The sequence below is a fragment of the Rathayibacter sp. AY1C7 genome (assembly GCF_002931865.1).
In the GTDB taxonomy this organism is placed as follows: domain Bacteria; phylum Actinomycetota; class Actinomycetes; order Actinomycetales; family Microbacteriaceae; genus Rathayibacter.
Genome location: NZ_PSWB01000028.1, coordinates 1 through 21,625, shown reverse-complemented (window position 1 = coordinate 21,625; position 21,625 = coordinate 1). Strand labels below are relative to the sequence as shown.

Sequence of the window (21,625 nt, the reverse complement as noted above, 5' to 3'; positions counted from 1 at the left end):
CGCAGAACGACGGGGAAAGGAGAGTCCGATAATCCGGATAAGCCGCGAGCGGAATGGCGAGGATCGTCTGGAATGCGTCGCGGAGGCGCTATTCCCTCGGAGATCACAACGATGGAGGAGAGTCGCGGAGAAGAAGAAGTCACTCTTTCAGTGACTCCGTGCCGGAAGGATCAGGAGACGCCGATGCGCTGCAGGGTCTGCCACCGCCACTGGTCGCGGACGCCCTCGCGGACGGTGCGCACCGCCCGCCAGCCCAGCTCCCGCTCGGCGCGCGCCGGGTCGGCCCAGCTCGCGGCGAGGTCGCCCGGCCGGCGCCCCACGGCCCGCCACCGGACCGTCTCCCCGCTCGCCCGCTCGACCTCGTCGATCAGCTCGAGGACGCTCGTCGGCGAGCCCGTGCCGAGGTTGTAGACCCGGTGCCCGGGCCGCGCGCGCTCGAGCGCCGCGACGTGCCCGGCCGCGAGATCGCAGACGTGGATGTAGTCGCGCAGCCCCGTGCCGTCGGGGGTCGGGTAGTCGTCGCCGAGGACGTCGACGCACCGGGAGGGGTCGCCCGCGGCCCGCGTCAGCACGGGCAGGAGGCTCCCCGGCGCCGTGGCCGGATCCTCGCCGATCCGCCCCGACGGGTGCGCGCCGATGGGATTGAAGTAGCGGAGGCTGACCCCGCGCAGGAGGGGATCGGCGCGCGCGGCGTCGCCGAGGATCTCCTCGATCACGCGCTTGGTCGCTCCGTAGGGGCTCGCCGCGCTGAGCCCGGCGGGGGAGTCCTCCCCGACCGGCATCGCGCCGCCCGGGCTGTAGACGGCCGCCGAGCTCGAGAACACGACGGTGCGGATCCCCGCCTCCGCTGCGACCGAGAACGCCGCGGTGGCGAGCCCGACGTTGACCGTCCAGTACTCGAGGGGCCGCCGCACCGAGTCGCCGACCGACTTGAGCCCGGCGAGCAGGACCAGGGCGTCGACCGGGCCGTGGGCGGCGAGGAAGCGGGTCAGTGCGGCCGTGTCGCGCGCGTCGGCGATCAGGCGGGGGACCACCGAGCCGGTCAGCTCCTCCACCGTGTCGAGGGTCCGCTCGCTCGCGTGCGAGAGGTCGTCCACGACCAGCACCTCGTGGCCGCTCTCGAGGAGCGCGACGGCGGTGTGGCTCCCGATGTAGCCCGCTCCGCCCACCAGAAGGACCCGCATGCGGGGGAGCCTAGATCGGCTCCCGCACGGCGTCGGCGCCGCTGCCGGGCCCGCGGGTCCGTCGATCCGCGCCGCCGTCACCCGTGCGCGGGACGCCCGCTGCCGCGGTCGTAGCCCGCGATCGCTGCGGACTCGACGGCGAGCGCGACCAGCTTCTCGCCGACCGGGCGGGGCACCACTCCGAGCGCGGCGTCCGCGAATCCCGCGACCAGTGCCGTCCGCCGCTCGCTCCCGCCGCGGGCCAGGAGGCGCACGGCCGCGTCCCACGCGCCGGCTGCGGGCACCGCCTCCCGCACCTGCTCGGGGTGCAGCCGCTCGAAGGTGCGGCGGGCCGCCCCCGAGAGGAACGCGCGCCGGCTGCGGACCGCCGCCGAGACGGAGGCGCCGTGGTGCAGGGCCTCGGCGCCGGGCTCGATCCGCACCGGCACTCCCAGGCGGTGCAGCCGGTAGCCCCAGTCGACGTCCTCCCAGCCGTACTCGCGGTAGTCGGTGCTGTAGCCGCCGACCCGGTCGTACGTCGCCCGCGTCACCGAGACGTTGCCGCCCCAGTAGCGCCAGGAGGCGTCGGGGCCCGCCGCGTAGGCGCCGCGGCGGAAGCGCTCGCCGGCGGGCCGGCCGTAGGCGCGGGAGTAGGCGGTGCCCGGATCGACGTCGGGGCAGAGGCCGACGACGCCGACGACCGCGTCCCGGTGGGCCCCGACGTGCGCGGCGGCCCAGCCCGGGCCGGGCTCGAGGTCGTCGTCGCAGCGGATCAGCACGTCGCCCCGCGCGGCGTCGAAGCCGGCGGTGAGCGCGGCGGAGCGCCCCCGGTTCTCGGGGAGCACGACGCGGCGCACGGGCACGGGGGAGGCGTCGAGGGCGCGCTCGCTGGCATCGACGACGCCGTCGAGGACCACGACCACGTCGAGGTCGCGGTGGGTCTGAGCCGCGAGGGCGGCGAGGAGGCGGGGCAGGCGGGCCGCACCCGCGTAGCTGGGGACGACGACGCTCGCGACGCTCATCGGGACTCCTCGCCGCGCGGGCTGCTCTCGACCAGGAGCAGCTCCTCCAGCCCGCTCAGCACGCGCGCCAGGTCGTCGGCGATGGCGCCGGGATCGGTGGCGTGGAGGCGGGCGAGCCGGTCGGCCAGGCCGGAGAAGTCCTGCGGCTCGTCGTCGAGCGCCCGCCAGGTCGCGGCCACGCTCTCGCGCAGCGCGTAGGGGCTGCCCATCGGGGAGACGTCCAGCGGGAGCACCAGGACGCGCCCGTTCAGATCGACGGAGGCCGTGTCCGGGCGGCGCCGCCAGAGAAGGAGCCGGGGGTCCTCTGCCATCTTCTCCGCGTCCTCTCCGCTGATCACCGCCAGTGCGAGTAGAAATCCGCCAGCGCCTCTTATCGCGACGCCTCTCTCGCTATGTTTGCCGCCGACGCGCCAAGGGGTGTACGTCGAGCGACAGCACCGGAGGGCCGCCAATGTCGGAGTCTAATCCGCTCGCATCCAGCGATATCAGCGATAAGAGCGAGAAGAAGAGCGCGAATTCCGCGGGCGTCTTCGCACGGCGGACGGTCGTGGCCGGAGCGGTCTGGTCGGTGCCCGCGGTGATGCTGGCGCAGTCCGCCTCCGCTGTCTCGATCAGCTGCTTCCCGGTGGGGACGGTCTTCCAGGCGGTCGCCCGCGGACGCCTCCTCAGCGGCTTCCTCGGCGGCGTGAACCTCGACAATGTCGCCGGTGTCTCGGGCGTGACGGCGACTGCGCCGGCGTCGGGACCGAATCCGCCCGACCCGGTCGTCGTGACGGGCGGCGTCAACGCCACGGTACTGAACGGCATCGCCGTGAACGCGACCGGGCTGACCGGCACGCTCTCCTCCCTCCTCACGCTGGCGGCTCCCGCCGGCGTCGGCACCCTCAACCAGTACGCGGAGGCGAGCACCACCGGCACCGTCCGCGGAGCCTCCGGTGCGATCACCAATGCCGGCCAGCTGGCGCTGACCCCGACCTCGGGGAGCTACCCCGACTTCGGCACCGTCAACCTGCAGGCGATCCTCGCCGCCGTCGGCAGGCCGGATCTGTCTGACCTCCTGACCAACGTTGCCGGGCTCACCCTGCAGATCGGCGCCGTCACCGGACGCGCTGCTCTTCAGTCGGCCTGCGTGCCCGGGTCGGACAACCTGCAGCGCGACTACCAGATCACCAGGCTGAACCTGGTGCTCACGTCGACGGCGCTGACAGCTCTCGTCACCGCGGTGAGGAACGCCCTTGCTCTGATCGAAGACATTCGTGTTGCCACGGTCGCTGTTGTCACGGTCGACGTCGCCGCCATCCTGGCGGGAAACCTGCCCGGCGGAGGTCAGCCGATCCAGGCGAGCCTCGGGACGACTCCGGCGACGCTGACGATCGATCTCGCCTCGCTTCTCGGTCCTGCTCCCGGGCAGCCCGGGAGCACGCAGTTCGGCTCCTACTCCGCCTTCCTCAACAACCTGCCACCGAACTCGACTCTCCTCGTGGACAGCGGTCTCGGCGTTCCGGCAGCTGCCCTGACCGCTTTCACGACGACTCTGGTCACTGTTCTCACGCAGAGGCTGCGCGAGAACATCAGGATCCTCGGGATCCCGCTGAACGGCCCTGGCGTGCCCGCCAACGTCTTGACCCTGGTCCTGAACGTGCTGAACCCGCTGCTCGCGGCCCTGCCGGCTCTTGTCGGAGCCGTTGTCACCACCGCGATCACCCCGGTCTTCGCCGCCCTGCGGGACGTCATCCAGATCGACGTCAACGCGCAGAACCGCTCGACCAACCCGACCGGGCCCGCCGCCCTCGAGGCGCTCCCCGTCGGCCGCTACGACGTCGCGGCGCTCTACATCCGCGCGGTGGGGCTCGTGAACCTGCTCGACCTGTTCATCGCCCGCGGCTCCGTCGGGCCGAACGTCCGCACGGGCTAGCCGCGCGCTCGGCGCCGTCAGGCGCCGTGGACCACGAGGCCGTGCTCGACCATCGCGTCGAGCACGGCCTCGACGTGCGCCCGGGGGTCGCCCGCGGGCGGGGCGCCGTGCTCGGCGACGACGGCCCCGGTCAGCGCGTCGACCGTCGCGGGCGTCCCGAGAACGCGCCACAGCACCGGGCCGATCCCGGTCAGCGTCTCGACCCGCTCGTCGAGGAGGCAGCTGACCACTCCGTCGCGCTCGACCCACTCGACGCCGGCGGCGCGCGCGAGCAGGCCCGGGCCGGGCGCCGCCGGATCGGCCTCCGGCGCGTCGGCGACGACCGACGACGGCTCCCCGATCCGCTCGAGGAGGGGCAGCACCGTCTCCGCCTCGCGGTAGCGGAGCACCTGCGCCCCGCCGACGGAATCGAGCAGCCCGGCGAGCTGGTGCAGCGCCGCGGGCAGCCGTGCGAAGTGGCTCAGCTCGGGCAGCAGCACCGAGAGCGCCTCGTCGAAGGCGATCGGCTCGAGCCGGGGCTCCGCCGGGCCGGACGGGTCGCGGGCGATCAGGAGCAGGGCGGCCAGGCGCAGCGGAGCGTCCGGCAGCGGCTGCAGGCCCATCGCGGCGGGGGAGCGGTGCCGCTTCCAGTCGCCGCCGTCGAGGAGGGCGACGGGCTTCCGGAACGGCAGCACCCGCCCGTCGCGGCGGACGGCGAGCGTCTCGTCGGTCACGTACCCGTACCGCCGAGCGGCGAGGCTCACGAGGGTCGACTTCCCGGCACCGGGCCGGCCGACGAACGCGACGACGCGGCCGTCGGTCAGGGCGACCGCCGAGGCGTGAACGCTGAGCAGCCGGCCCTCGCAGGCGTCGGCCGCCGCGAGGGTGAGCGCGGCGCCGATGTGCTCGGCGAGGGCGTCCTCGGTCGGCTGCGCGATCACTCCGGGCTCCCCGACCGGCTCGGTCAGCGACACCCGGTACTCGGAGCCCGGGCGATCGGCGTCGTCGTCCACGTCGTTCCACGACTCCTCCACCTCCGCCACGAAGCGGTCGGGGACGGTGTCGTCGAAGGTGAAGCGCACGCCGAGCCCGAAGGGGGCGCGGATCAGTCGGCGGGTCATGTCAGGTCCTGTCCGTCCGTCGGAGGTGGTCCCACGCGAGCGGAGCTGTGCGGGCGCCGCGGCGCAGCCGCCGCCACCAGCCGGCCGCCACGTCGATCCGGCGCGGGCCGATGGCGGGGTCGGCGGCGCGCAGGGCGTGGGGAGCGGGGAAGACGGCGCGGGCGAGGAGCAGCGGCCGCTGCCGCCAGCCGGCCGCGCGCACGGCCTGCACCCACCCCGCGGAGGCGTGGGGCGAGCTCGCGTTGATCCGCCACGCCCGCAGCTCGGCCGCGGGCACCTCCCCGGCGCGCGCGCGGATGCCGAGCGCATCGAGGAAGGGCTGCGCGGTCTGGACGGCGCCGAGCTCCTCCGCCGCCGCCCGGAGCGGAGCGTGCAGCTGCGCGCGGGCGGCCACCGCCTCGACGAGCAGGTCGTAGTCGGAGGGCCGCGTGAGGCGCGGGTCCGTGATCTGCCAGGCGTCGCGGAGCGCGTGCAGCGCCAGCACGAGCGCCGAGTCGGCGACGCTCGCGGTCGCGACCGGACGGCCGGCCAGCTCCACGATCCGGTGCCGGCTCCACAGCGCCTCGAAGGCGTCGCGCGGCGGCACGAGGAATCCCGGCCACCGCCAGTGCACGTCGATGTCGACCGGCCACGCGGCGTGCCGGTAGGAGCGCGAGTGCTTGGCCGCGAGCGTCGGTCCGTCCGGCCAGGGCCGCTCGGTCCAGCCGTCGGCGGCCAGGAGGGCCAGGATCCCGGGCAGGTCGTCGGGGGCGACCAGAAGGTCGACGTCGCCGGAGGCGCGGGGCGGCCGGAGCCGGTCGGCGGCGGCGGTCGGTCCCTTGAGCACGAGTGCGCGCAGGCCCGCCGCGTCGGCCCGCCGGTGGACGAACGCCGACACGAGCGGCACGGCCTCGTCGGCCCAGAGAACGCCCACGAGCTCCATCCGGTCAGTATTCCAGCGCTCCCGCGGCCCGCGGAGCCCGGCCGGGCCCGGTGGAGCCGGGCGCTCGTCTCGGTGAGGATGGGCGCGCGGGCCGCGGGGGCACCGCACGGAGGCGGGCGGGGCGGCGGATGATCCACGGGGGAGCGGGCGGCGCCGGGCGGCCTCCGGTGGCGCTCGCGACCAACAACGGCGACATCGGCGGCGGCGAGGTGATGCTGCTGAGCATCGCGGAGGCGCTCGAGGCGCTCGAGGTGCCTGTCGTGGTCGTCGGCCCCTCGGAGCCGCGTGCGCTCGTCGCCGCCGCCCTCGCCGCCGGCCACCGGGTCGTCGAGCTCGAGGCCGCGGGCAGACCCGCCTGGATGCGCGCGCTGCGGCGCTGGGACGCGTCCTCCCGCGAGGGCGTGCTGTGGTGCAACGGGCTGGTGCCGGCCGTGGCGACGGCAGGGCGTCCGCGGCGGATCGTGCACCTGCACCAGCGCCCGTCCGGCCTGCAGCGGCTGCTCGCGCCCGTGGCCCGCCGCGGCGCGCTGGCGACCCTCGTCCCCTCCCGCTACCTCGCGGGGGTCGTCCCCGGGTCGACCGTGCTGCCGAACTGGAGCCGCCGCGTCGACCTGCCGGAGGCGCGGCCGCGGGAGGACGGGACGACCGTCCTCGGCTTCCTCGGGCGTCCCTCGCTCGCGAAGGGGGTGCGGGTCCTCACCGAGGCGCTGGCGCTGCTGGAGGCCGGGGAACCGGGCGCGTATCGCCTGGTGCTGGCGGGCGAGCCCCGGTTCGTGGCGGAGCGGGAGCGTCGCGAGGTGGAGGCGGCCCTCGCTCCGGTCGCCGCTCTGGTGGACCGGCCGGGGTGGATCGAGCCCGGCGACCTCTTCTCGCGGATCGACCTCCTGGTGGTGCCGTCGGTGCAGCCGGAGTCGTTCGGCCTGGTCGTGACGGAGGCGATGTCGGCCGGCGTCCCCGTGGTGGTGAGCGATGCCGGTGCGCTCCCCGAGGTCGTCGGCCCGTCGATCGACGCCACGTTCCGAGCCGGGGATCCGCGGGCTCTGGCCGAGCTGATCAGAGCCCGGAAGAAGAGAGGACTATCGGAGTCGCGGGAGAGGGATCGTGCCCGCTGGAACGATTCCTACTCCCCGTCCTCCGGGAAGTCGGCTATCGACGGACTTCTGGCGCGGATGGCCCTCTCCGATGATTCCTGATCCTCCCGCCAGGAGACCGATCCACTTTCCGAGGAATGCCGCGGGGAGCCTCTCCTCCTCCCTCGGGAAAGGACGACGATGACCCGCGAACCGGAAGTCCTCAGAGTGCTCGGACTGTTCCTCAAGCACCCGACACTGCGCCTGGCTCCGGGTGAGCCCTTCGCCCGCGGGAGGCTGCCGTACCGGGCCGACCTCCTCCGGGACGACTCGACGCGGCTCCTCGTCCCCGGTCACGCGTCTCGGCCCGCGCACGTGAAGCTCCGCGACGTCGTGGAGCACCGCACGGGGCTGAACGTGGACACGCAGCTGCGCGCGCTCCGGGCGGTCCGCTCGGCCGACGCGGTGCTCTGCGTGCTCGAGCCGGAGGCGGGCCTCCCCGCGCTGCTCCGGCGCGCGCGGCTCGGGCCGTACGGCCGCACGCCGCTCGTGGTCCTCTCCTGCTGGTGGGCGGAGGAGCTGCTCACCGGCTCGCCGCAGCGGCGCCGACAGGTGGTCCGGCTGCTCCAGGGCGTGGACCGGCTCGTCGTGCTCAGCGAGAACCAGCGCGAGGTCTTCGCCCGCCACGGCGTCGATGAGCGGCGGATCGCACCGGTCCTCTTCGGGGTCGACTCCGACTACTACCGGCCCGTTCCTCCGCGTCCGAAGCGGTTCGAGGTGCTCGCCGTCGGGGTCGACCGCGGGCGCGACTTCGACTCGCTGGTCGCCGCCGCCGAGCGCCTGCCGCACCGGCGGTTCGACATCGTGACCACTCCTGCGCGGCGGCCGTCCCGGGCGCTGCCGGCCAACGTCGTCCTGCACGATCCCGTCCCGGTCGGTCGGCACCGCGACAACCTGCGCGACGCCGAGCTCGTCGTCGTCACCAGCCACGACCTCGCCTACCCGACGGGCCAGAGCGTCCTCCTGGAGGCCTCCGGCTGCGGGACCTGCACGGCGGTCACCGCGAGCGCCGCGATGACCGGCTACGTCCGCGACGGCGAGACGTCCTTCTCGCTGCCCCTGCACGATCCAGCGGGGATCGCGGCGGTGCTGGAGGCGGTGCTGAGCGACGACGGGAAGCGGGCCGAGGTCGCCCGCGCGGGCCGGGAGCGGGTGCTGGCCGAGCTGAACGCGCGGCACATGTGGGCGGGCGTCCGCGCGGTCCTCCGCGACGCGGTCCGCGAGCGCGGCCGCGTCTGAGCGGCGGTCGGCCGGGGCCCCACCAGGCGACCTCCGTCGCGCCGGGAAGGGCCCGCCGACCGGGACCTCCGCGCCCCGGACCCGTGGATCCGCGCCGGATCGGGCGGACGCGGGAGGCGCTACTCCGGCGGCAGAGCGCGGGCGCGAGCGGACCGCTCCGCGAGCAGAGCGAGACCCGCGCCGATCACGACGAACGAGATCGGGGCGAAGAACACCTCGCCCAGCTGCGTCGCGCACAGCAGCACCAGGATGCTCGCCGCGCCGACCGCGTGCCCCGGGCGGCTCCCGGCCCCGGCGGCCGTCGTCGCGAAGCCGGCCACGAGCACGGTGCCGACGACGCCGACGAGCAGCACGACGCCGCCCTCGGCCATCAGCGCCAGGTAGGAGTTGTGGAAGAACCAGTCGATCCCGTCGACCCGCGCGGTCGCCTCGCCGAGTCCGGAGCCGGTCCACGGCGAGAGCGCCGCCTTGTCGACCGAGGCGTCGAGGATGCGGGCGCGCAGGGCGTCGGAGCCGGCCCGCTCCACCCCGTAGTCGCCCGCCGTCGCCAGGTTCCGCTCGGCCCAGAGGAACAGCAGGACGAGGCCGCCGCCGAGGAGCGCGCGGAAGAGCAGGCGCAGGTACGGCGCCGCGACGAGCCACACGAGCGCGCAGGCGTAGGCCGCCATGGACGTGCGGGAGTCGGTGGCGACGACCGCGGCGGCCCCGAGCGCGAGCACGCCGACCCGCAGCCACAGCCGCGAGCTGAGCGCCGAGACCAGCAGCGCCGCCGCTCCGTAGACGAGACCGGCCACGTTCTTGTCCTGGAGGAAGCCGGTCAGTGCGCCCTGGTAGCTGTCCGGGGCGAGTCCCGCGACGAACAGCACAGCGTTCAGCGACAGGGCCGCGGCGAGTCCTTTGAGCCCCGAGACCACGTCGATCCGCCCGCTCGCGAGGAAGCCCGCGGCGAGCATGACGAGCGCGATGTTCGCCGCCCGGCGCAGGGCGTCGAGGCCGTCGAAGGACGAGCCGGCGAGGACGAAGGCGAGCAGTGCGAGGCACAGCCACGGGTACCAGGCGGCCCGTCCGAGACGGCGGGTGGGCCGCCGGAAGAGGCTGACGAGGACCAGGGCGGCCAGCGCCGTCTGGGCCAGCGGGACGCTCCCCGGGAGGAAGGGGGTGGGGAGCCGGTAGACCAGGAGGCCCATCAGGACGGCATCGAGTATCCGAGTGGAATGTGCTATCGGAAAGGCCGCGTGAACGAGCGGGTAACGCCTCTCGACGACGATCTCTCCCCCTGGCGCGGACATGTCGTCATCCTCGCAGAAAGGGCCTCCCGAGGGGTCGGGGACCGCCTAGGGAAAGGCGCTCCGCATTGCTAGCGTGACCGACACCTCAGCATCGTCGTGCGGCGCATGCGCGGCACGCAGAAAGGTGCGCAGTGACTGTCGTCGATCTCATCGCATTCATCCGGCGGAACTGGCGGACCCTCGTGGTCGCCGTGCTCGTCGGAGCCCTGGCGATGGCCGCCTTCTCGTTCCTCACTCCGAAGGTCTACGAGTCGAGCTCGGCCGGATTCGTGATCGCCGCGAGCGACGGCAGCTCGGCCGATGCGATCAGCGGGTCGCAGACCGCGGTGACCCGGGCCAACGCCTACCTGCCGCTGATCTCGAGCAGCGCCGTCTCCGAGCGGATCGAGGCCGACCCGGAGGCGAACCCCGGCGGGGAGGCCCTGAGCGGCCGCCTCACCGCGAGGGTCGCTCCGGGCAGCACCCTGATCGAGGTCACCGCCGCGGCCGGGACCGCGCAGAACGCCGCCGCCCTGGCCAACGGGGCGCTCGCGGCGCTGGCGGCCGTCATCACCGACATCGAGACGCAGTCCACCGCGGACCGCACACCGCAGATCACCGTCGTCCCGCTCGAGAACGCGGAGCCGCCCGCCGCCCCGACGAGCCCCGACTGGGTGCGGAACATCCTGCTCGGCGCCCTGGGCGGGCTCGTTCTCGGCTTCGGTCTCGCCTTCCTCCGCCGGGCCCTCGACATCCGCGTGCGGACCGTCGACGACCTCACCGAGCTCTTCGGCGTCGGCGTCCTCGGCCGCATCCCCAAGGCGGGACGCCCGGGCCGGACCGGCGGCCGCCGCGGCACCGACGCGCTCACCGCGGAGGCGTTCCGCTCGCTCCGGACGGGCCTGCGCTTCTCCAGCGTCGACGAGGAGACGCGCAGCGTCGTGATCACCAGCGCCAACCAGGCCGAGGGCAAGTCCACGATCGCCGCCGGACTGGCCCGCGTCACCGCGGAGTCCGGGCAGCGCACCCTCCTGGTCGACGCGGACCTCCGCCGGCCCTCCGTGGCGCGGATGCTGGACATCGACGGCGCCATCGGCCTCAGCGAGGTCCTCAGCCACCAGATCCCCGTGGACGACGCGATCCGCCCCACCGGCACCGCGGGCCTCTACGCCCTCCCGGCCGGGCACATCCCGCCCAACCCGTCCGAGATGCTCGGCTCCGAGGCGATGCGCGCCCTGGTCGCGCGCCTCTCGAAGGACTACTTCGTCATCATCGACGCGCCGCCCGTGCTGCCCGTCACCGACGCCTCCATCGTCGCGACCGTCGTCGACGGCGTCGTCTTCGTCGTCGCCTCGAACCAGACGCGCCGGCCCGAGGTCGTCGCCGCCCGGCGGATCGTCCAGCAGGTCCGCGCCCGCGTGCTCGGCACCGTGCTCAACATGGTCACCGCCCGCGACGGCGACACCGGGTACTACTACTACGACCGCAAGAACGCGTACTACGCCGAGCCGCAGCCGGCGACGGGGCGCAAGCGCGCGGCGACGGCACCGCGCCGGTCCGAGCTCGCCCCGGTGGAGTCGCGAGCCCTGCCTCCGCAGACGTCCCGCCGGGCGGCTCGATGAGCGGGCGCCTGCTCCTGCTCTGCCATGCGAACGTGGCCCGGTCGCCCTCGGCCGAGCTGATCGCGGCGCGCCTGCTCGGCGCCGGCTCCGACTGGCGGGTCGAGAGCGCGGGAACGCACGCGGAGGTCGGCCGCGGGCTCGACCCCGAGCTCAGCGATGCGCTGCGGGCCCGCGGGCTCTCCACGGCCGGGCACCGCGCGCGCCAGGTCGACGGCCGGATGCTCGCCGGCACCGACCCCGTGCTCGTGTTCGAGGCGGGCCAGCGCGAGTGGGTCACCCGCCACTTCCCGGCCGCCGCGCGGCGCACCACCACGGTCCGCCGGGCGGCGCGGCTGGCGGGAGCCGCCCCCGGCGTCCCGCTCCTGCGGCTGCTCGCCGACGACACCGCCCCCTACGGCGCCGAGGACGACTTCGCCGACCCGTTCGGGCGCGGACCGGACGTCGCCGCGGCGGCCGTCGAGGACATCGACGCCCTGCTCCGGGTGATCCTCCCCGCTCTCGGCGCTCTGCCCGTCGGCGCGGAGCCCCCGGCCGCCACCGTCCGGAGCACCCGCCGCTCGCTCCGCCGGGATCGCGCCGCCGAGACGGTCGCGAGGTGACCGCCGAGGGGGTGAGCGTCGTGATCCCGCACTACGGCGACCCCGCGCCCGCGCTCGCCCTCGTCGAGCGGCTCCGCAGCCAGGAGTCGCCCCCCGCCCTCGAGATCGTCGTCGTCGACGACGCCTCCCCGGTCCCGTTCCCGGCCGGGAACGACGGAGTGGAGGTCGTGCGGCGCGAGCGGAACGGCGGCTTCGGCGCCGCGGTGAACACGGGCGCCGCCCGGGCGCGCCACCCGCTGCTCCTGGTGCTCAACAGCGACCTCGTCGTCGGACCCTCCTTCCTCCGCGACCTGCTCGAGGCGGGACGGCCGTGGCTGCCCGCGGTCGTCGCTCCGGACCTCGTCGACGCGGGCGGGGAGCGGCAGTGGGTCGGCCGGCGCTTCCCGCGGCTGCGCCACTACGTCGTGGAGTGGCTCACTCCGCTCGCGCGCTGGCGCCCGCGGCTGCACGCCGCCGTCGGCCACGACACCCGGTGCGCCCCGGGCGCGACGGTGCCGGTGGACTGGGTGGTGGGCGCCGTGATGCTGCTGCCGGTGGCCGAGTTCCGCGCGGTCGGCGGGTTCGACGAGTCCTTCCACATGAACTGCGAGGAGGTCGACCTCCAGCGCCGGCTGCGCGAGCGCGGCGTGCCCTCGGTCTTCGCCGGCTCCGTCGTCGCCGAGCACACGGGAGGCGGCTCCTCCGACCCCGCGCGCCGGCTGGTCTGGCTGGTCGCCTCGCGCCTGCGCTACGCCCGCAAGTGGGGCGGACGCCCCGCCGCCCTCGCCGCGGCCCTGCGCGCCGCCTCCGCCGTGAACCTCGCCGCCAACGCGGTGCGCGCCGCCGCCGGCAGCGACGTGCGCCCGCTGGCCGTCCTCCGGCGCGAGCTCCGGCTCGTCGCCGCCGCCGAGGCGGCGTCCCGGTGAGCGGGCCCGTGCTCGTGGTGAGCCCGGTCTTCCACGGCTACTGGGAGGCGCTCGAGTCGGCGCTGGCCCACCTGGGCGACGACGTGGTCGTCCACCGCTACGACGCCGCGACCGGGCTGGCCCACGTGCGCGACGCGCTCGGCCACCGGCTCCCCGGGGGCCGGCTCCGGCGCTCGTCGATGCGCGCCGAGACCGACCGCGCGATCGCGGCGCTGCGCGCCGTCCGGCCTCGCGCCGTCCTCGTGGTGAAGGGCGACTCCCTCGGCGACGCCTGGTGGGAGGAGGTCGGCCGCGCCGGCGTCCCCGTGGTGCTCTGGCTCTACGACGAGCTCCGCAACATGGGGCACCCCGTCGACCGCCTGCGCTCCCTCGCCGGGGAGGCGGTGTCGATCGTCAGCTACTCCGCCGCCGACGTCGCCGAGCTCGCCCGCGCGGGGGTTCCGGCCGGGCACCTGCCCGACGCCTTCGACTCCCTCCTCTCCTTCCGTCCCCGCCCCTCCGCCGCGGTGACCTTCGTCGGCGCCCGCTACCCCGAGCGCGAGCGCGTGCTGCGGGAGCTCGCGGCCGGCGGGGTCGCGGTCGAGGCGTACGGGCGGCAGTGGTCGCGCCATCCCTGGGACGTGGCGCGCACCGGCCGCTGGCGCTCGGCCGGCGTCCCCGCCCGCCGCGACGTCCCGCGGGCGGGCTACTACGGAGTGATGGCCGGCTCGACCGCGACCCTGGCTCTGCACGGCGCGGGCCACGGCGGACTCTCGATGCGCGCCTTCGAGGCGCCGGGCGTCGGGGCGCTGACCCTGATCGACCGGCCCGAGGTGGCGGAGTTCTACGAGGTGGGCAGCGAGGTGCTCGTCTTCGAGGAGCGCGACCAGCTCGTCGAGCACGTGCGGCGGGCGGGCGCGGACCCCTCGTGGGCGCGGCGCATCCGCGAGGCGGGCGCGCGCCGCACCGGCGCCGAGCACACCTTCGTGCACCGGATGCGGGAGGTGAGGGCCCTGTGGCGCTGACGCACCCGACCGACCTGGAGGCCTGGCGCCGCTGGCAGCGCGGCCGCGACCCGCTGCGCACCGCCCGGGCGGCGCTGCGGCGCTCCGAGCCGACCCGCCTGGTGCTGCACGTGCGCGGCGACCGGCCCGCCGTCCTGCTCGCGGTGGAGGCGTCGACGGCGAGCGCCCTCGCCTCGACCGCGGCCTCGCTCGCTCCTCTCGGCGGGGCTCCCGCGGCGGTCCTCGCTCCCTCCGGAGCCGGCGACGCGCTGTCCGGGCTGCTGCCGGGCCGCTGGAGTGCGCACCCGGTCGACCCGGAGGCGGACCCGCCCGCCGAGCTGCGGAGCCTCCGCGCCGTGATCGCCACCGGCCACTTCCTCGCGGCGGGAGCGGCCGCCCACCGCTGGTCCGCGATCCTCGGCGCCCGCTTCCTGGTCGTGCAGCACGGGCTGCTCACCCCCTCCGCCCCGCCGCTCCCGCCCGGAGCGACACTGCTGGCGTTCTCGGAGGAGGACGCGGCCTTCTGGACCTCCGGCCGCAGCGACGTGGAGACCGAGGTCGTCGGCAGCCAGCTGCTCTGGACCGCGTCGCGCCGCCCGCGTCCCGAGAGGCTCGAGGAGCGGCCCCTGTTCCTCGGCCAGCTGCACGGCGCGGAGCTGCCCCGGCGGACGGCCGCGGCCACCGCCTCCCGCTTCTGCCGCGAGGCGGGCGCCGACTACCGCCCCCACCCCGCCGAGGTCGACCGCCGCTCGCGCTGGCAGCACGCGCGGTGGGAGCGCCGCGGCATCCGGGTGCTCCGCGGCGGCGACCTCGCCGCGCAGGCCCGGCCGGTCGCCTCGATCTTCTCGACCGGGGTCCTCGAGGCCGCGGCCGCCGGGATCCCCGCGTGGGTCGTCTGCGAGGACCCGCCCGCCTGGGTGCTCGAGTTCTGGAGCCGGTACCGGCTCGCGCGCTGGGGCGGGCAGACGCCGACCGCGGCTCCGCCCGTCCCGGCCGTCGAGCCGGCCGTCGCCGTCGCCCGCCGGGCACTCGCCATCGCCGAAGGAGGCACCCCGTGACCGTTCTCTGCGTCATCCCCGTGCGCGGGGGCTCGAAGGGCGTCCCGCGCAAGAACGCCCGCCCCGTCGCTGGCCGCCCGCTGGTGGTCTGGAGCATCGAGCAGGCGCTCGCCGCCGGTCTCGACGTGCTCGTGTCGACCGACGACCCCGAGCTGGCCGCGATCGCGGAGGGGGCGGGAGCGGACGTGCCGTTCCTCCGGCCCGCCGAGCTGGCGCGCGACGAGACGGCGACCGAGCCCGTCGTGCTCCACGCGATCGAGCACCGGGCCGCGCTGGGGCGCCGCCCGGACGCGGTGATGCTGCTCCAGGCGACCTCGCCGATCCGGCTCCCGGGCACCCTCGCCCGCGCGCTCGAGCAGTTCGCCTCGACGGGGGTCGACTCGCTGGTGGGCGTCGTCCCGCAGACGCCGTTCCTCTGGCGGCTGCAGGAGGGGTCCGCCGTGCCGCAGTACGACGTCACGGCCCGGCCGCGGCGCCAGGACCTCGCCGAGGCCGACTTCTTCTACCGCGAGACCGGGTCCCTCTACCTCACCCGCACCGAGGTCTACGAGCGCGAGAACAACCGGATCGGCGGCCGGGTCGGCCTGTTCGTCATGGACGAGGCGGAGGGCGGGGACATCGACACCGAGGCGGACCTCGCGGTGGTCGAGCAGACCCTCCTCAGCCTGTCGGCGGGAGGCGGCGCATGATCATCGACCGGCACCTCGCCCCGTTCATCGTCTTCGCCGAGGACCCGGTGCTCACCGCGCTGGCCAAGATCAACGCGAACAAGCAGCGGATCGTCTTCTGCGTCGACGGGCACGGGATCCTCCGCGGGTCGGTGTCCGACGGCGACTTCCGCCGCTGGATCATCGCGAACCCGACGGCCTCCCTCGACGTCCCGGCCCTCGCCGTCGCGAACACCGCCGTCCGCACGGCGGGAGCGGACGAGCCGGCCACCGCGATCGCCGCCCGGCTCGGCCGCGACGGGATCAGCCACCTCCCGCTCGTCGACGACCGCGGGCACCTCGTCGCGATCGCGGTCGAGGGCGATCGGGCGCTGCGGATCGGCCGCCACGAGGTGGGCGACGGCCACCCGGCCTTCCTGATCGCGGAGATCGGCAACAACCACAACGGCTCGGTCGATCTGGCGCGGCGGCTGGTCGACCTCGCGGTCGAGGCGGGCGCCGACGCGGTGAAGTTCCAGCTGCGCGACCTCGACTCCCTCTACCGGCGCGCCGGCGGGGCCACCGCGGGGGAGGACCTCGGCGCCCAGTACACGATCGACCTCCTGCGCCGCTTCTCGCTGCCCGCCGAGCCGCTCCTCCGGGTCTTCGACCACGCGGCCGACGCCGGGATCGACGTCCTCTGCACCCCGTGGGACGCCCCGAGCGTGCAGGCCCTCGTCGACTACGGGATCCCGGGCCTCAAGATCGCCTCGGCGGACCTCACCAACCACGGGCTGATCGAGGACGCCGGCACCCGGGGACTGCCCCTGCTGCTCAGCACCGGGATGTCCCGCGAGTCCGAGATCCTCGAGTCGGTCGCGCTGCTGCGCTCGCTCGGCACCTCCTTCGCCCTGCTGCACACCCAGTCGACGTACCCGGCGCCCTACCGCGACCTCAACCTCGCCTACCTCGACCGGCTCGCCGAGATCGGCGGCGGCGTCGTCGGCTACTCCGGCCACGAGCGGGGCTGGCATGTCCCCGTCGCCGCCGTCGCCCGCGGGGCCCGCATCGTCGAGAAGCACTTCACCGTCGACCGGGGGATGGAGGGCAACGACCACACGGTGTCCCTGCTCCCGGACGAGTTCCGCCGCATGGTCGGCGAGATCCGCGACATCGAGGACTCGCTCGGCACGCGCGACGCCCGATCGGTCTCGACGGGGGAGTCGATGAACCGCGTCTCGCTCGCGAAGTCGCTGGTCGCCTCCCGCGACCTCTCGATCGGGGACGTGGTGCGCGCCGCCGATGTCGTCGTCCGCAGCCCCGGCCGGGGCCTCCAGCCCAACGAGCTGCCGCAGCTGCTCGGCCGCGCCCTCCACCGCGACGTCGAGGAGGGCGGGTTCTTCTTCGCCGGCGACCTGCGCGAGAGCACGCCGTCCGGCCGGCCGTTCCGGTTCCGCCGCCCCTGGGGCCTGCCGGTGCGGTACCACGACCACGCGGCGCTCGCCGCGGAGTCGAACGCCGACTTCCTCGAGTTCCACTTCTCGTACCGCGACCTCGAGATCGAGCCGGACGACGTGTTCACCCGCCGCCTCGACTCCGGCTTCACCACCCACCTGCCGGACCTGTTCGCGGGCGACTTCCTCGTCGACCTCGCCTCCTTCGACGACGACGTGTGGGAGCGCTCGATCGCGGAGGTGCAGCGCACCGTCGAGACCACCCGGAGCCTCGCGCGCTGGTTCCGCCAGGAGGAGGACCCGATGATGGTCGTCACGATGGGCGGCTTCACCCGGCACGCGCACGTGGCTCCGGATCAGCGCGCTCCCCTCTACGAGCGCGTCGCCGACGCCCTCGAGCGGATCGACGCGAGCGGCGTCCGCGTGCTGGCGCAGACCCTCCCGCCCTACCCGTGGCTCATGGGCGGGCAGCAGTTCCACAACCTCTTCGTGGACCCGCGCGACACCGCCGAGTTCGCGGCCGCGACCGGCACGCCGCTCTGCCTCGACGCCTCGCACACCAAGCTCGCGGCGAACCACCTCGGGCTCGCCTTCTCGGAGGCGGTGGCGCTGCTCGCTCCGCTCAGCGCGCACCTGCACCTCGTCGATGCGACGGGTGTCGACGGCGAGGGGGTGCAGATCGGCGAGGGCGAGATCGACTGGCCGGACTTCGCGGCGTCGCTCGACGAGCTGGCGCCCGGGGTGCCGTTCATCCCCGAGATCTGGCAGGGGCACGTGAACAGCGGCGAGGGCTTCTGGACCGCGCTCGAGCGGCTGGAGGAGTGGCTGTGACCCCGCTCGCGCTCTGGACGGTGCCGGTCGGCGAGTTCGGCGGGGTGGCCCGCCACGTCCTCGACGCCGCCCGGCACGGGATCCCCGGCCACCGGCTCGTCGTGCTCTGCCCGGAGGGAGCGCTCGCCGAGCGGCTGCGGGAGCAGGGCTCGGCCGTGACGACCGGGCGCTTCGGAGTGTCCGCCGGCGCCGCCGCCTCCGTGGCGACCCTGCGCGCGACCGCGGCGGCTCTCCGCCCGGCGATCGTCCACTCCCACCTCGCCCACGCCGACCTCGTGGCCGCGGCGACCCCGCTGCCCCGCGGGGTCCACCGCGTCACGACGGAGCACGGCATCGCCGGGCCCGAAGTCTACCACCGCACCGCCCTGCGGGCGCGGACGACCGCGGCGGCGCACCACGCGCGGCTGCGGTCCTTCGACGGCGCGATCGCCGTCTCGGAGGCCACCCGCCGCACCATGATCGAGAAGTGGCGGCCGAGCCTGCCGGTGCAGGTCGTGCTGAACGGAGTCGACGCCGCGCCCCGCGACCGCGAGCCGGGGGAGCCGGGCTCCCTCCGGGTCCTCTCGCTCGCGCGCCTGGCGCCGGAGAAGCGCCTGGACGCGCTGCTCGAGGCCTTCGCGGTGCTGCACCGGCGCGTCCCCGGCGCCACGCTGACCGTCGCGGGCGAGGGACCGCTCGACGGCGCCCTTCGCGCCCGGGCCGAGCGGCTCGGCCTCGGCGACGCGGTGTCCTTCCCCGGCTTCACCGATCCGGAGGCGGCGCTCGCCGCGGCGGACGTCGTCGCCCAGCTCTCGGTCTGGGAGAACTGCTCCTACACGCTGCTCGACGCGGCCGCCCGCGGGATCGGCGTGGTCGCCTCCGCGGTGGGCGGGAACCCCGAGATCGTCGAGCGGGACTCGCTGGTCGACGCCGACGACCCGGAGGCGGTGGCCGCGGCGCTGGAGCGGCAGGCGTCGAGGGCCGCGGCTCCTCGCGCCGTGCGGGACGTCGCCGCCATGTGCGGCGGGATCGCCGCCGTGTACGAGGGGGTGGCGGCGTGAGCGGCGGGTCCCTGCGACCGGGACTGCGCACCCTCCTCTCGCTGGCCGGTGCCGCCTCTCCGGGCTGGATCACCGCCGCCGTCGCGGGCTCCCTCGCGCTCGCGGTCCTCGACACCCTGGGCGTCGCCGCGATGGTGCCGCTCATGGCGCTGCTCACCGGGACCGACACCACCACGGGCGCGCTCGGCGTCCTCTCCGGCGTCCTCGGCTCGACGGACGTCCAGACCCTCCTCCCGATCATCGCCGGCTTCGTCGCGGTCGTCTTCGTGCTCAAGAGCGCCGGGACGATCGTCTTCCGGTGGTGGCTGCTCGGCCGCACCACGCGGATCTCGGCCGACGCTGCGACGGAGCTGCTCCGGCGGTACGTCCTCGCGCCCTACGCCGTCCACCGCTCCCGGCGCCTCGCCGAGGTGTACCGGACCATCAACGACGCCAGCGCGCAGGCGGCCGGCGTGCTCCTCGGCGTGATCGGCATCGCCTCCGACCTGCTGGTGCTCGTCGCGATCGTGGCGATCCTGCTGGTCGCCTCGCCGGTCGCGACCCTGTTCGCGGCCGTCTTCTTCGCGGTGCTGCTCGGCGGCGTCCAGGCGCTCCTGCGGCGGCGGCAGGGCCGGATCGGCGAGGAGATGGCGGAGGCCGCGCTGGAGTCGTGGCAGTTCCTGCTCCCCTCGCTCGACGGGTTCCGCGAGGCGCGCCTGACCTCGAGCGCGGCGAGCCTGGTCGCCGGCTTCAGCGGGGCCAAGCGCCGCAGCGCCCAGGCTCTGCGCTCCCTCTCGCTCGTCTCGGAGCTGCCGAAGTACCTGCTCGAGATCGGCTTCGTCGTCGCCGTCGTGGGCGTCTCGGGGATCCTCGTCGCCACCGGCTCCGGCGCCGAGGCGCTCTCCGTCCTGGGCGTCTTCGCGGCCGCCTCCCTCCGCGCCCTGCCGACGCTCAACCGCGTCTCGGCCACGTTCGCGATCGTGCGCAGCGGGCAGGCGGGGCTGCGGATCGTCTCCGAGGCGGCCGAGGAGCTCGCCTCCGAGGGGGCGCACGACGAGACGCCCGGGCCGGGCGGCCGCTACTCCGGCGACATCGCGCTCGAGCACGTCACGTACCGCTACGCCGACTCCGACGTGGACGTGGTGCGGGACGTCTCGCTGGTGATCCAGCGGAACGCCACGACCGCCTTCGTCGGATCCAGCGGCGCCGGCAAGAGCACCCTCCTCGACCTGGTCCTCGGCCTGCTCCCGCCCACGAGCGGCCGGATCCTCTGCGGCGGGCGGCCGATCGACGAGGACCCGGCGGCCTGGTATGCGGGGCTCGGCGTGGTGCCGCAGGACGTGTTCCTCCTGGACGCGACCGTCGCCGCGAACGTCGCCTTCGGGGTGCCGGCGGCCGAGGTCGACCACGAGCGCGTGCGCGAGGTGCTGCGGACGGCGCAGCTCGAGGAGTTCGTCGGCGGGCTGCCGCAGGGTCTGGACACCCGCGTGGGCGAGCGCGGCGTCCGCCTCTCCGGCGGCCAGCGCCAGCGGCTCGGCCTCGCCCGGGCGCTGTACCGGCGCCCCTCGGTCCTCGTCCTCGACGAGGCGACCTCGGCGCTCGACAACCGCACGGAGCACGAGATCTCGCGGGCCGTCGCCGAGCTGCACGGCAGCATGACCGTCCTCGTGGTCGCCCACCGGCTCTCGACCGTGCGCGGCGCCGACCGGCTGCTCTTCCTCGACGGCGGCCGGATCGAGGGGGCCGGCACCTTCGAGGAGGTGCGGGCCGCGCACCCCGGCTTCGCCCAGCTCGTGGCGCTCGGAGAGCTCTCGTGAGCGGGGGAGGCCCGCGGTGGTGACGCTCGGCGACGTCCGCTCCGCGCTGCTGGCGCCCCTCCGCCGACGGGGCACGACGGTGCTGCTGCCCGGCGAGTCGTTCGGGGTCGGGAACCTCGCCTACTTCTGGCTGCAGGCCCACGCCCGTCGGAGCCGCGGGGTGCCGACCGCGGTGCGCGCGACGCGGAGGACCGCGGAGTGGGCGGAGGTCTTCCCGCGGGTCCTCGAGGAGCTCGTGGTGCCCCCGGCGGAGATGTCGTTCTTCAGCCCCCGCGAGCTCGGGAGCGTCCACCAGGAGCTCGGCGTGGAGTTCACGACGGATGAGCTGGCGGACTTCGTCGCGACGATGCTGCTCCCGCCCGGCGGCCCGTTCACCGCTCTCGCGGCGGCGGCGCGATCGGAGGCGGACCTCACCGTGAACATCCGGCGCGGCGACTACTACAGCGTCCCGGCCTTCCGCGGCCGCTACTCCTTCGACGTGGTCGAGTACGTCGACGCGGCGCTCGCCCTGGCCCGCGAGCGGGAGCCCGTGCGCAGCGTCCTGATCGTGTCGGACGACCTCGACTGGTGCCGGGTGAAGCTGGCCCGCGTCCTCGAGGGCGTCGAGGTGCGCTTCCCGGGGGCGGGGACGCCGGTGCCGCAGCAGCTCGCCCTGCTGGCCGCGTCCCGCCGCCTGGTGCTGACGAACTCGACCTTCTCGTACTGGGGCGCGCATCTCGGCGACCACGTGCACGGCGGCGCCGACGTGATCGCGCCGTGGTTCCACAGCCGCGCGTGGAACGGAGGGGCGGCGACGCAGCTCGACCCGCGCTGGCGGGTGGTCCGCGACCTCCCCGGCGGCTGGGACGGCTGACGCGGCGCGTCCAAGGCGGGCGGCTGCGCGGGGCTCGCGGGCGCCCGCCTTGGACGCGCCGCGTCAGCCGTCCCAGCC

19 protein-coding genes are annotated in these 21,625 nt (G+C 75.3%); 13 read left to right on the top strand and 6 right to left on the bottom strand.

Annotation, left to right across the window (positions count from 1 at the left end; genetic code table 11):
- Positions 1-170: 170 nt before the first annotated feature.
- The 3 genes from galE to C5C69_RS13965 form a co-directional block, all read right to left on the bottom strand.
- Positions 171-1,184 (bottom strand): UDP-glucose 4-epimerase GalE, encoded by a 1,014-nt coding sequence (gene galE / locus C5C69_RS13975; protein ID WP_104251035.1) that lies wholly within the window; start codon positions 1,182-1,184, stop codon positions 171-173.
- Positions 1,185-1,261: 77 nt separating this feature from the next.
- Entirely contained in the window at positions 1,262-2,185 is a 924-nt protein-coding gene (locus tag C5C69_RS13970; protein WP_104258164.1) for a glycosyltransferase family 2 protein, read from the bottom strand.
- Entirely contained in the window at positions 2,182-2,496 is a 315-nt protein-coding gene (locus tag C5C69_RS13965; RefSeq protein ID WP_146079661.1) for a hypothetical protein, read from the bottom strand. Before C5C69_RS13965 ends, C5C69_RS13970 begins: the two co-directional genes overlap by 4 nt.
- Before the next feature lie 140 nt (positions 2,497-2,636).
- Here C5C69_RS13965 and C5C69_RS13960 point away from each other — a divergent pair, with 140 nt between their 5' ends.
- Positions 2,637-4,100, top strand: coding sequence for a choice-of-anchor G family protein (locus C5C69_RS13960; RefSeq protein WP_146078506.1), 1,464 nt, complete (start codon positions 2,637-2,639; stop codon positions 4,098-4,100).
- 17 nt (positions 4,101-4,117) lie between these two features.
- Here the strand turns inward: C5C69_RS13960 and C5C69_RS13955 are convergent, their stop codons facing one another.
- A complete protein-coding gene (locus tag C5C69_RS13955) occupies positions 4,118-5,200 on the bottom strand; it encodes a hypothetical protein (RefSeq protein WP_104258162.1) in 1,083 nt (360 codons plus the stop codon).
- Between the two features lies 1 nt (position 5,201).
- Positions 5,202-6,122, bottom strand: coding sequence for a nucleotidyltransferase family protein (locus C5C69_RS13950; RefSeq protein WP_104233575.1), 921 nt, complete (start codon positions 6,120-6,122; stop codon positions 5,202-5,204).
- Positions 6,123-6,250: 128 nt separating this feature from the next.
- Here C5C69_RS13950 and C5C69_RS13945 point away from each other — a divergent pair, with 128 nt between their 5' ends.
- Positions 6,251-7,315, top strand: a complete 1,065-nt coding sequence (locus C5C69_RS13945) for a glycosyltransferase family 4 protein (RefSeq protein WP_104258161.1) — start codon at positions 6,251-6,253, stop codon at positions 7,313-7,315.
- 78 nt (positions 7,316-7,393) lie between these two features.
- Complete coding sequence (locus C5C69_RS13940; RefSeq protein ID WP_146078507.1) at positions 7,394-8,491, top strand: glycosyltransferase family 4 protein; 1,098 nt, start codon at positions 7,394-7,396, stop codon at positions 8,489-8,491.
- Between the two features lie 119 nt (positions 8,492-8,610).
- On the opposite strand, the gene C5C69_RS13935 is transcribed toward C5C69_RS13940, so the two are convergent.
- The gene (locus tag C5C69_RS13935; protein ID WP_104258159.1) at positions 8,611-9,678 is read right to left on the bottom strand and encodes an O-antigen ligase family protein; all 1,068 of its coding nucleotides are present in this window, start codon (positions 9,676-9,678) and stop codon (positions 8,611-8,613) included.
- A gap of 233 nt (positions 9,679-9,911) precedes the next feature.
- Here C5C69_RS13935 and C5C69_RS13930 point away from each other — a divergent pair, with 233 nt between their 5' ends.
- Genes C5C69_RS13930 through C5C69_RS13885 form a run of 10 tightly spaced genes read left to right on the top strand, consistent with a single transcriptional unit; the run spans position 9,912 to position 21,547 of the window.
- On the top strand, positions 9,912-11,381 hold the full coding sequence (locus C5C69_RS13930; RefSeq protein ID WP_104238360.1) for a polysaccharide biosynthesis tyrosine autokinase: 1,470 nt from the start codon (positions 9,912-9,914) through the stop codon (positions 11,379-11,381).
- Positions 11,378-11,980 carry a hypothetical protein gene (locus C5C69_RS13925; protein ID WP_104258158.1) on the top strand — a complete coding sequence of 201 codons (603 nt, stop codon included), beginning with the start codon at positions 11,378-11,380 and terminating at the stop codon, positions 11,978-11,980. The genes C5C69_RS13930 and C5C69_RS13925 overlap by 4 nt, the downstream gene beginning before the upstream one ends.
- A complete protein-coding gene (locus C5C69_RS13920; RefSeq protein WP_104258157.1) occupies positions 11,977-12,885 on the top strand; it encodes a glycosyltransferase family 2 protein in 909 nt (302 codons plus the stop codon). The genes C5C69_RS13925 and C5C69_RS13920 overlap by 4 nt, the downstream gene beginning before the upstream one ends.
- Positions 12,882-13,889 carry a glycosyltransferase gene (locus tag C5C69_RS13915; RefSeq protein ID WP_104258156.1) on the top strand — a complete coding sequence of 336 codons (1,008 nt, stop codon included), beginning with the start codon at positions 12,882-12,884 and terminating at the stop codon, positions 13,887-13,889. The genes C5C69_RS13920 and C5C69_RS13915 overlap by 4 nt, the downstream gene beginning before the upstream one ends.
- Complete coding sequence (locus tag C5C69_RS13910) at positions 13,880-14,926, top strand: hypothetical protein (protein ID WP_104258155.1); 1,047 nt, start codon at positions 13,880-13,882, stop codon at positions 14,924-14,926. Before C5C69_RS13915 ends, C5C69_RS13910 begins: the two co-directional genes overlap by 10 nt.
- Positions 14,923-15,615, top strand: coding sequence for a cytidylyltransferase domain-containing protein (locus tag C5C69_RS13905; RefSeq protein WP_104258154.1), 693 nt, complete (start codon positions 14,923-14,925; stop codon positions 15,613-15,615). The genes C5C69_RS13910 and C5C69_RS13905 overlap by 4 nt, the downstream gene beginning before the upstream one ends.
- Positions 15,612-17,858 (top strand): N-acetylneuraminate synthase family protein, encoded by a 2,247-nt coding sequence (locus C5C69_RS13900; RefSeq protein WP_104233585.1) that lies wholly within the window; start codon positions 15,612-15,614, stop codon positions 17,856-17,858. Before C5C69_RS13905 ends, C5C69_RS13900 begins: the two co-directional genes overlap by 4 nt.
- Positions 17,855-18,898 (top strand): glycosyltransferase family 4 protein, encoded by a 1,044-nt coding sequence (locus tag C5C69_RS13895; protein WP_104233586.1) that lies wholly within the window; start codon positions 17,855-17,857, stop codon positions 18,896-18,898. Before C5C69_RS13900 ends, C5C69_RS13895 begins: the two co-directional genes overlap by 4 nt.
- The gene (locus tag C5C69_RS13890) at positions 18,895-20,694 is read left to right on the top strand and encodes an ABC transporter ATP-binding protein (protein WP_104224510.1); all 1,800 of its coding nucleotides are present in this window, start codon (positions 18,895-18,897) and stop codon (positions 20,692-20,694) included. The genes C5C69_RS13895 and C5C69_RS13890 overlap by 4 nt, the downstream gene beginning before the upstream one ends.
- Positions 20,695-20,710: 16 nt before the next feature.
- Positions 20,711-21,547 (top strand): alpha-1,2-fucosyltransferase, encoded by an 837-nt coding sequence (locus C5C69_RS13885; RefSeq protein ID WP_104258153.1) that lies wholly within the window; start codon positions 20,711-20,713, stop codon positions 21,545-21,547.
- The last annotated feature ends 78 nt before the right edge of the window (positions 21,548-21,625 follow it).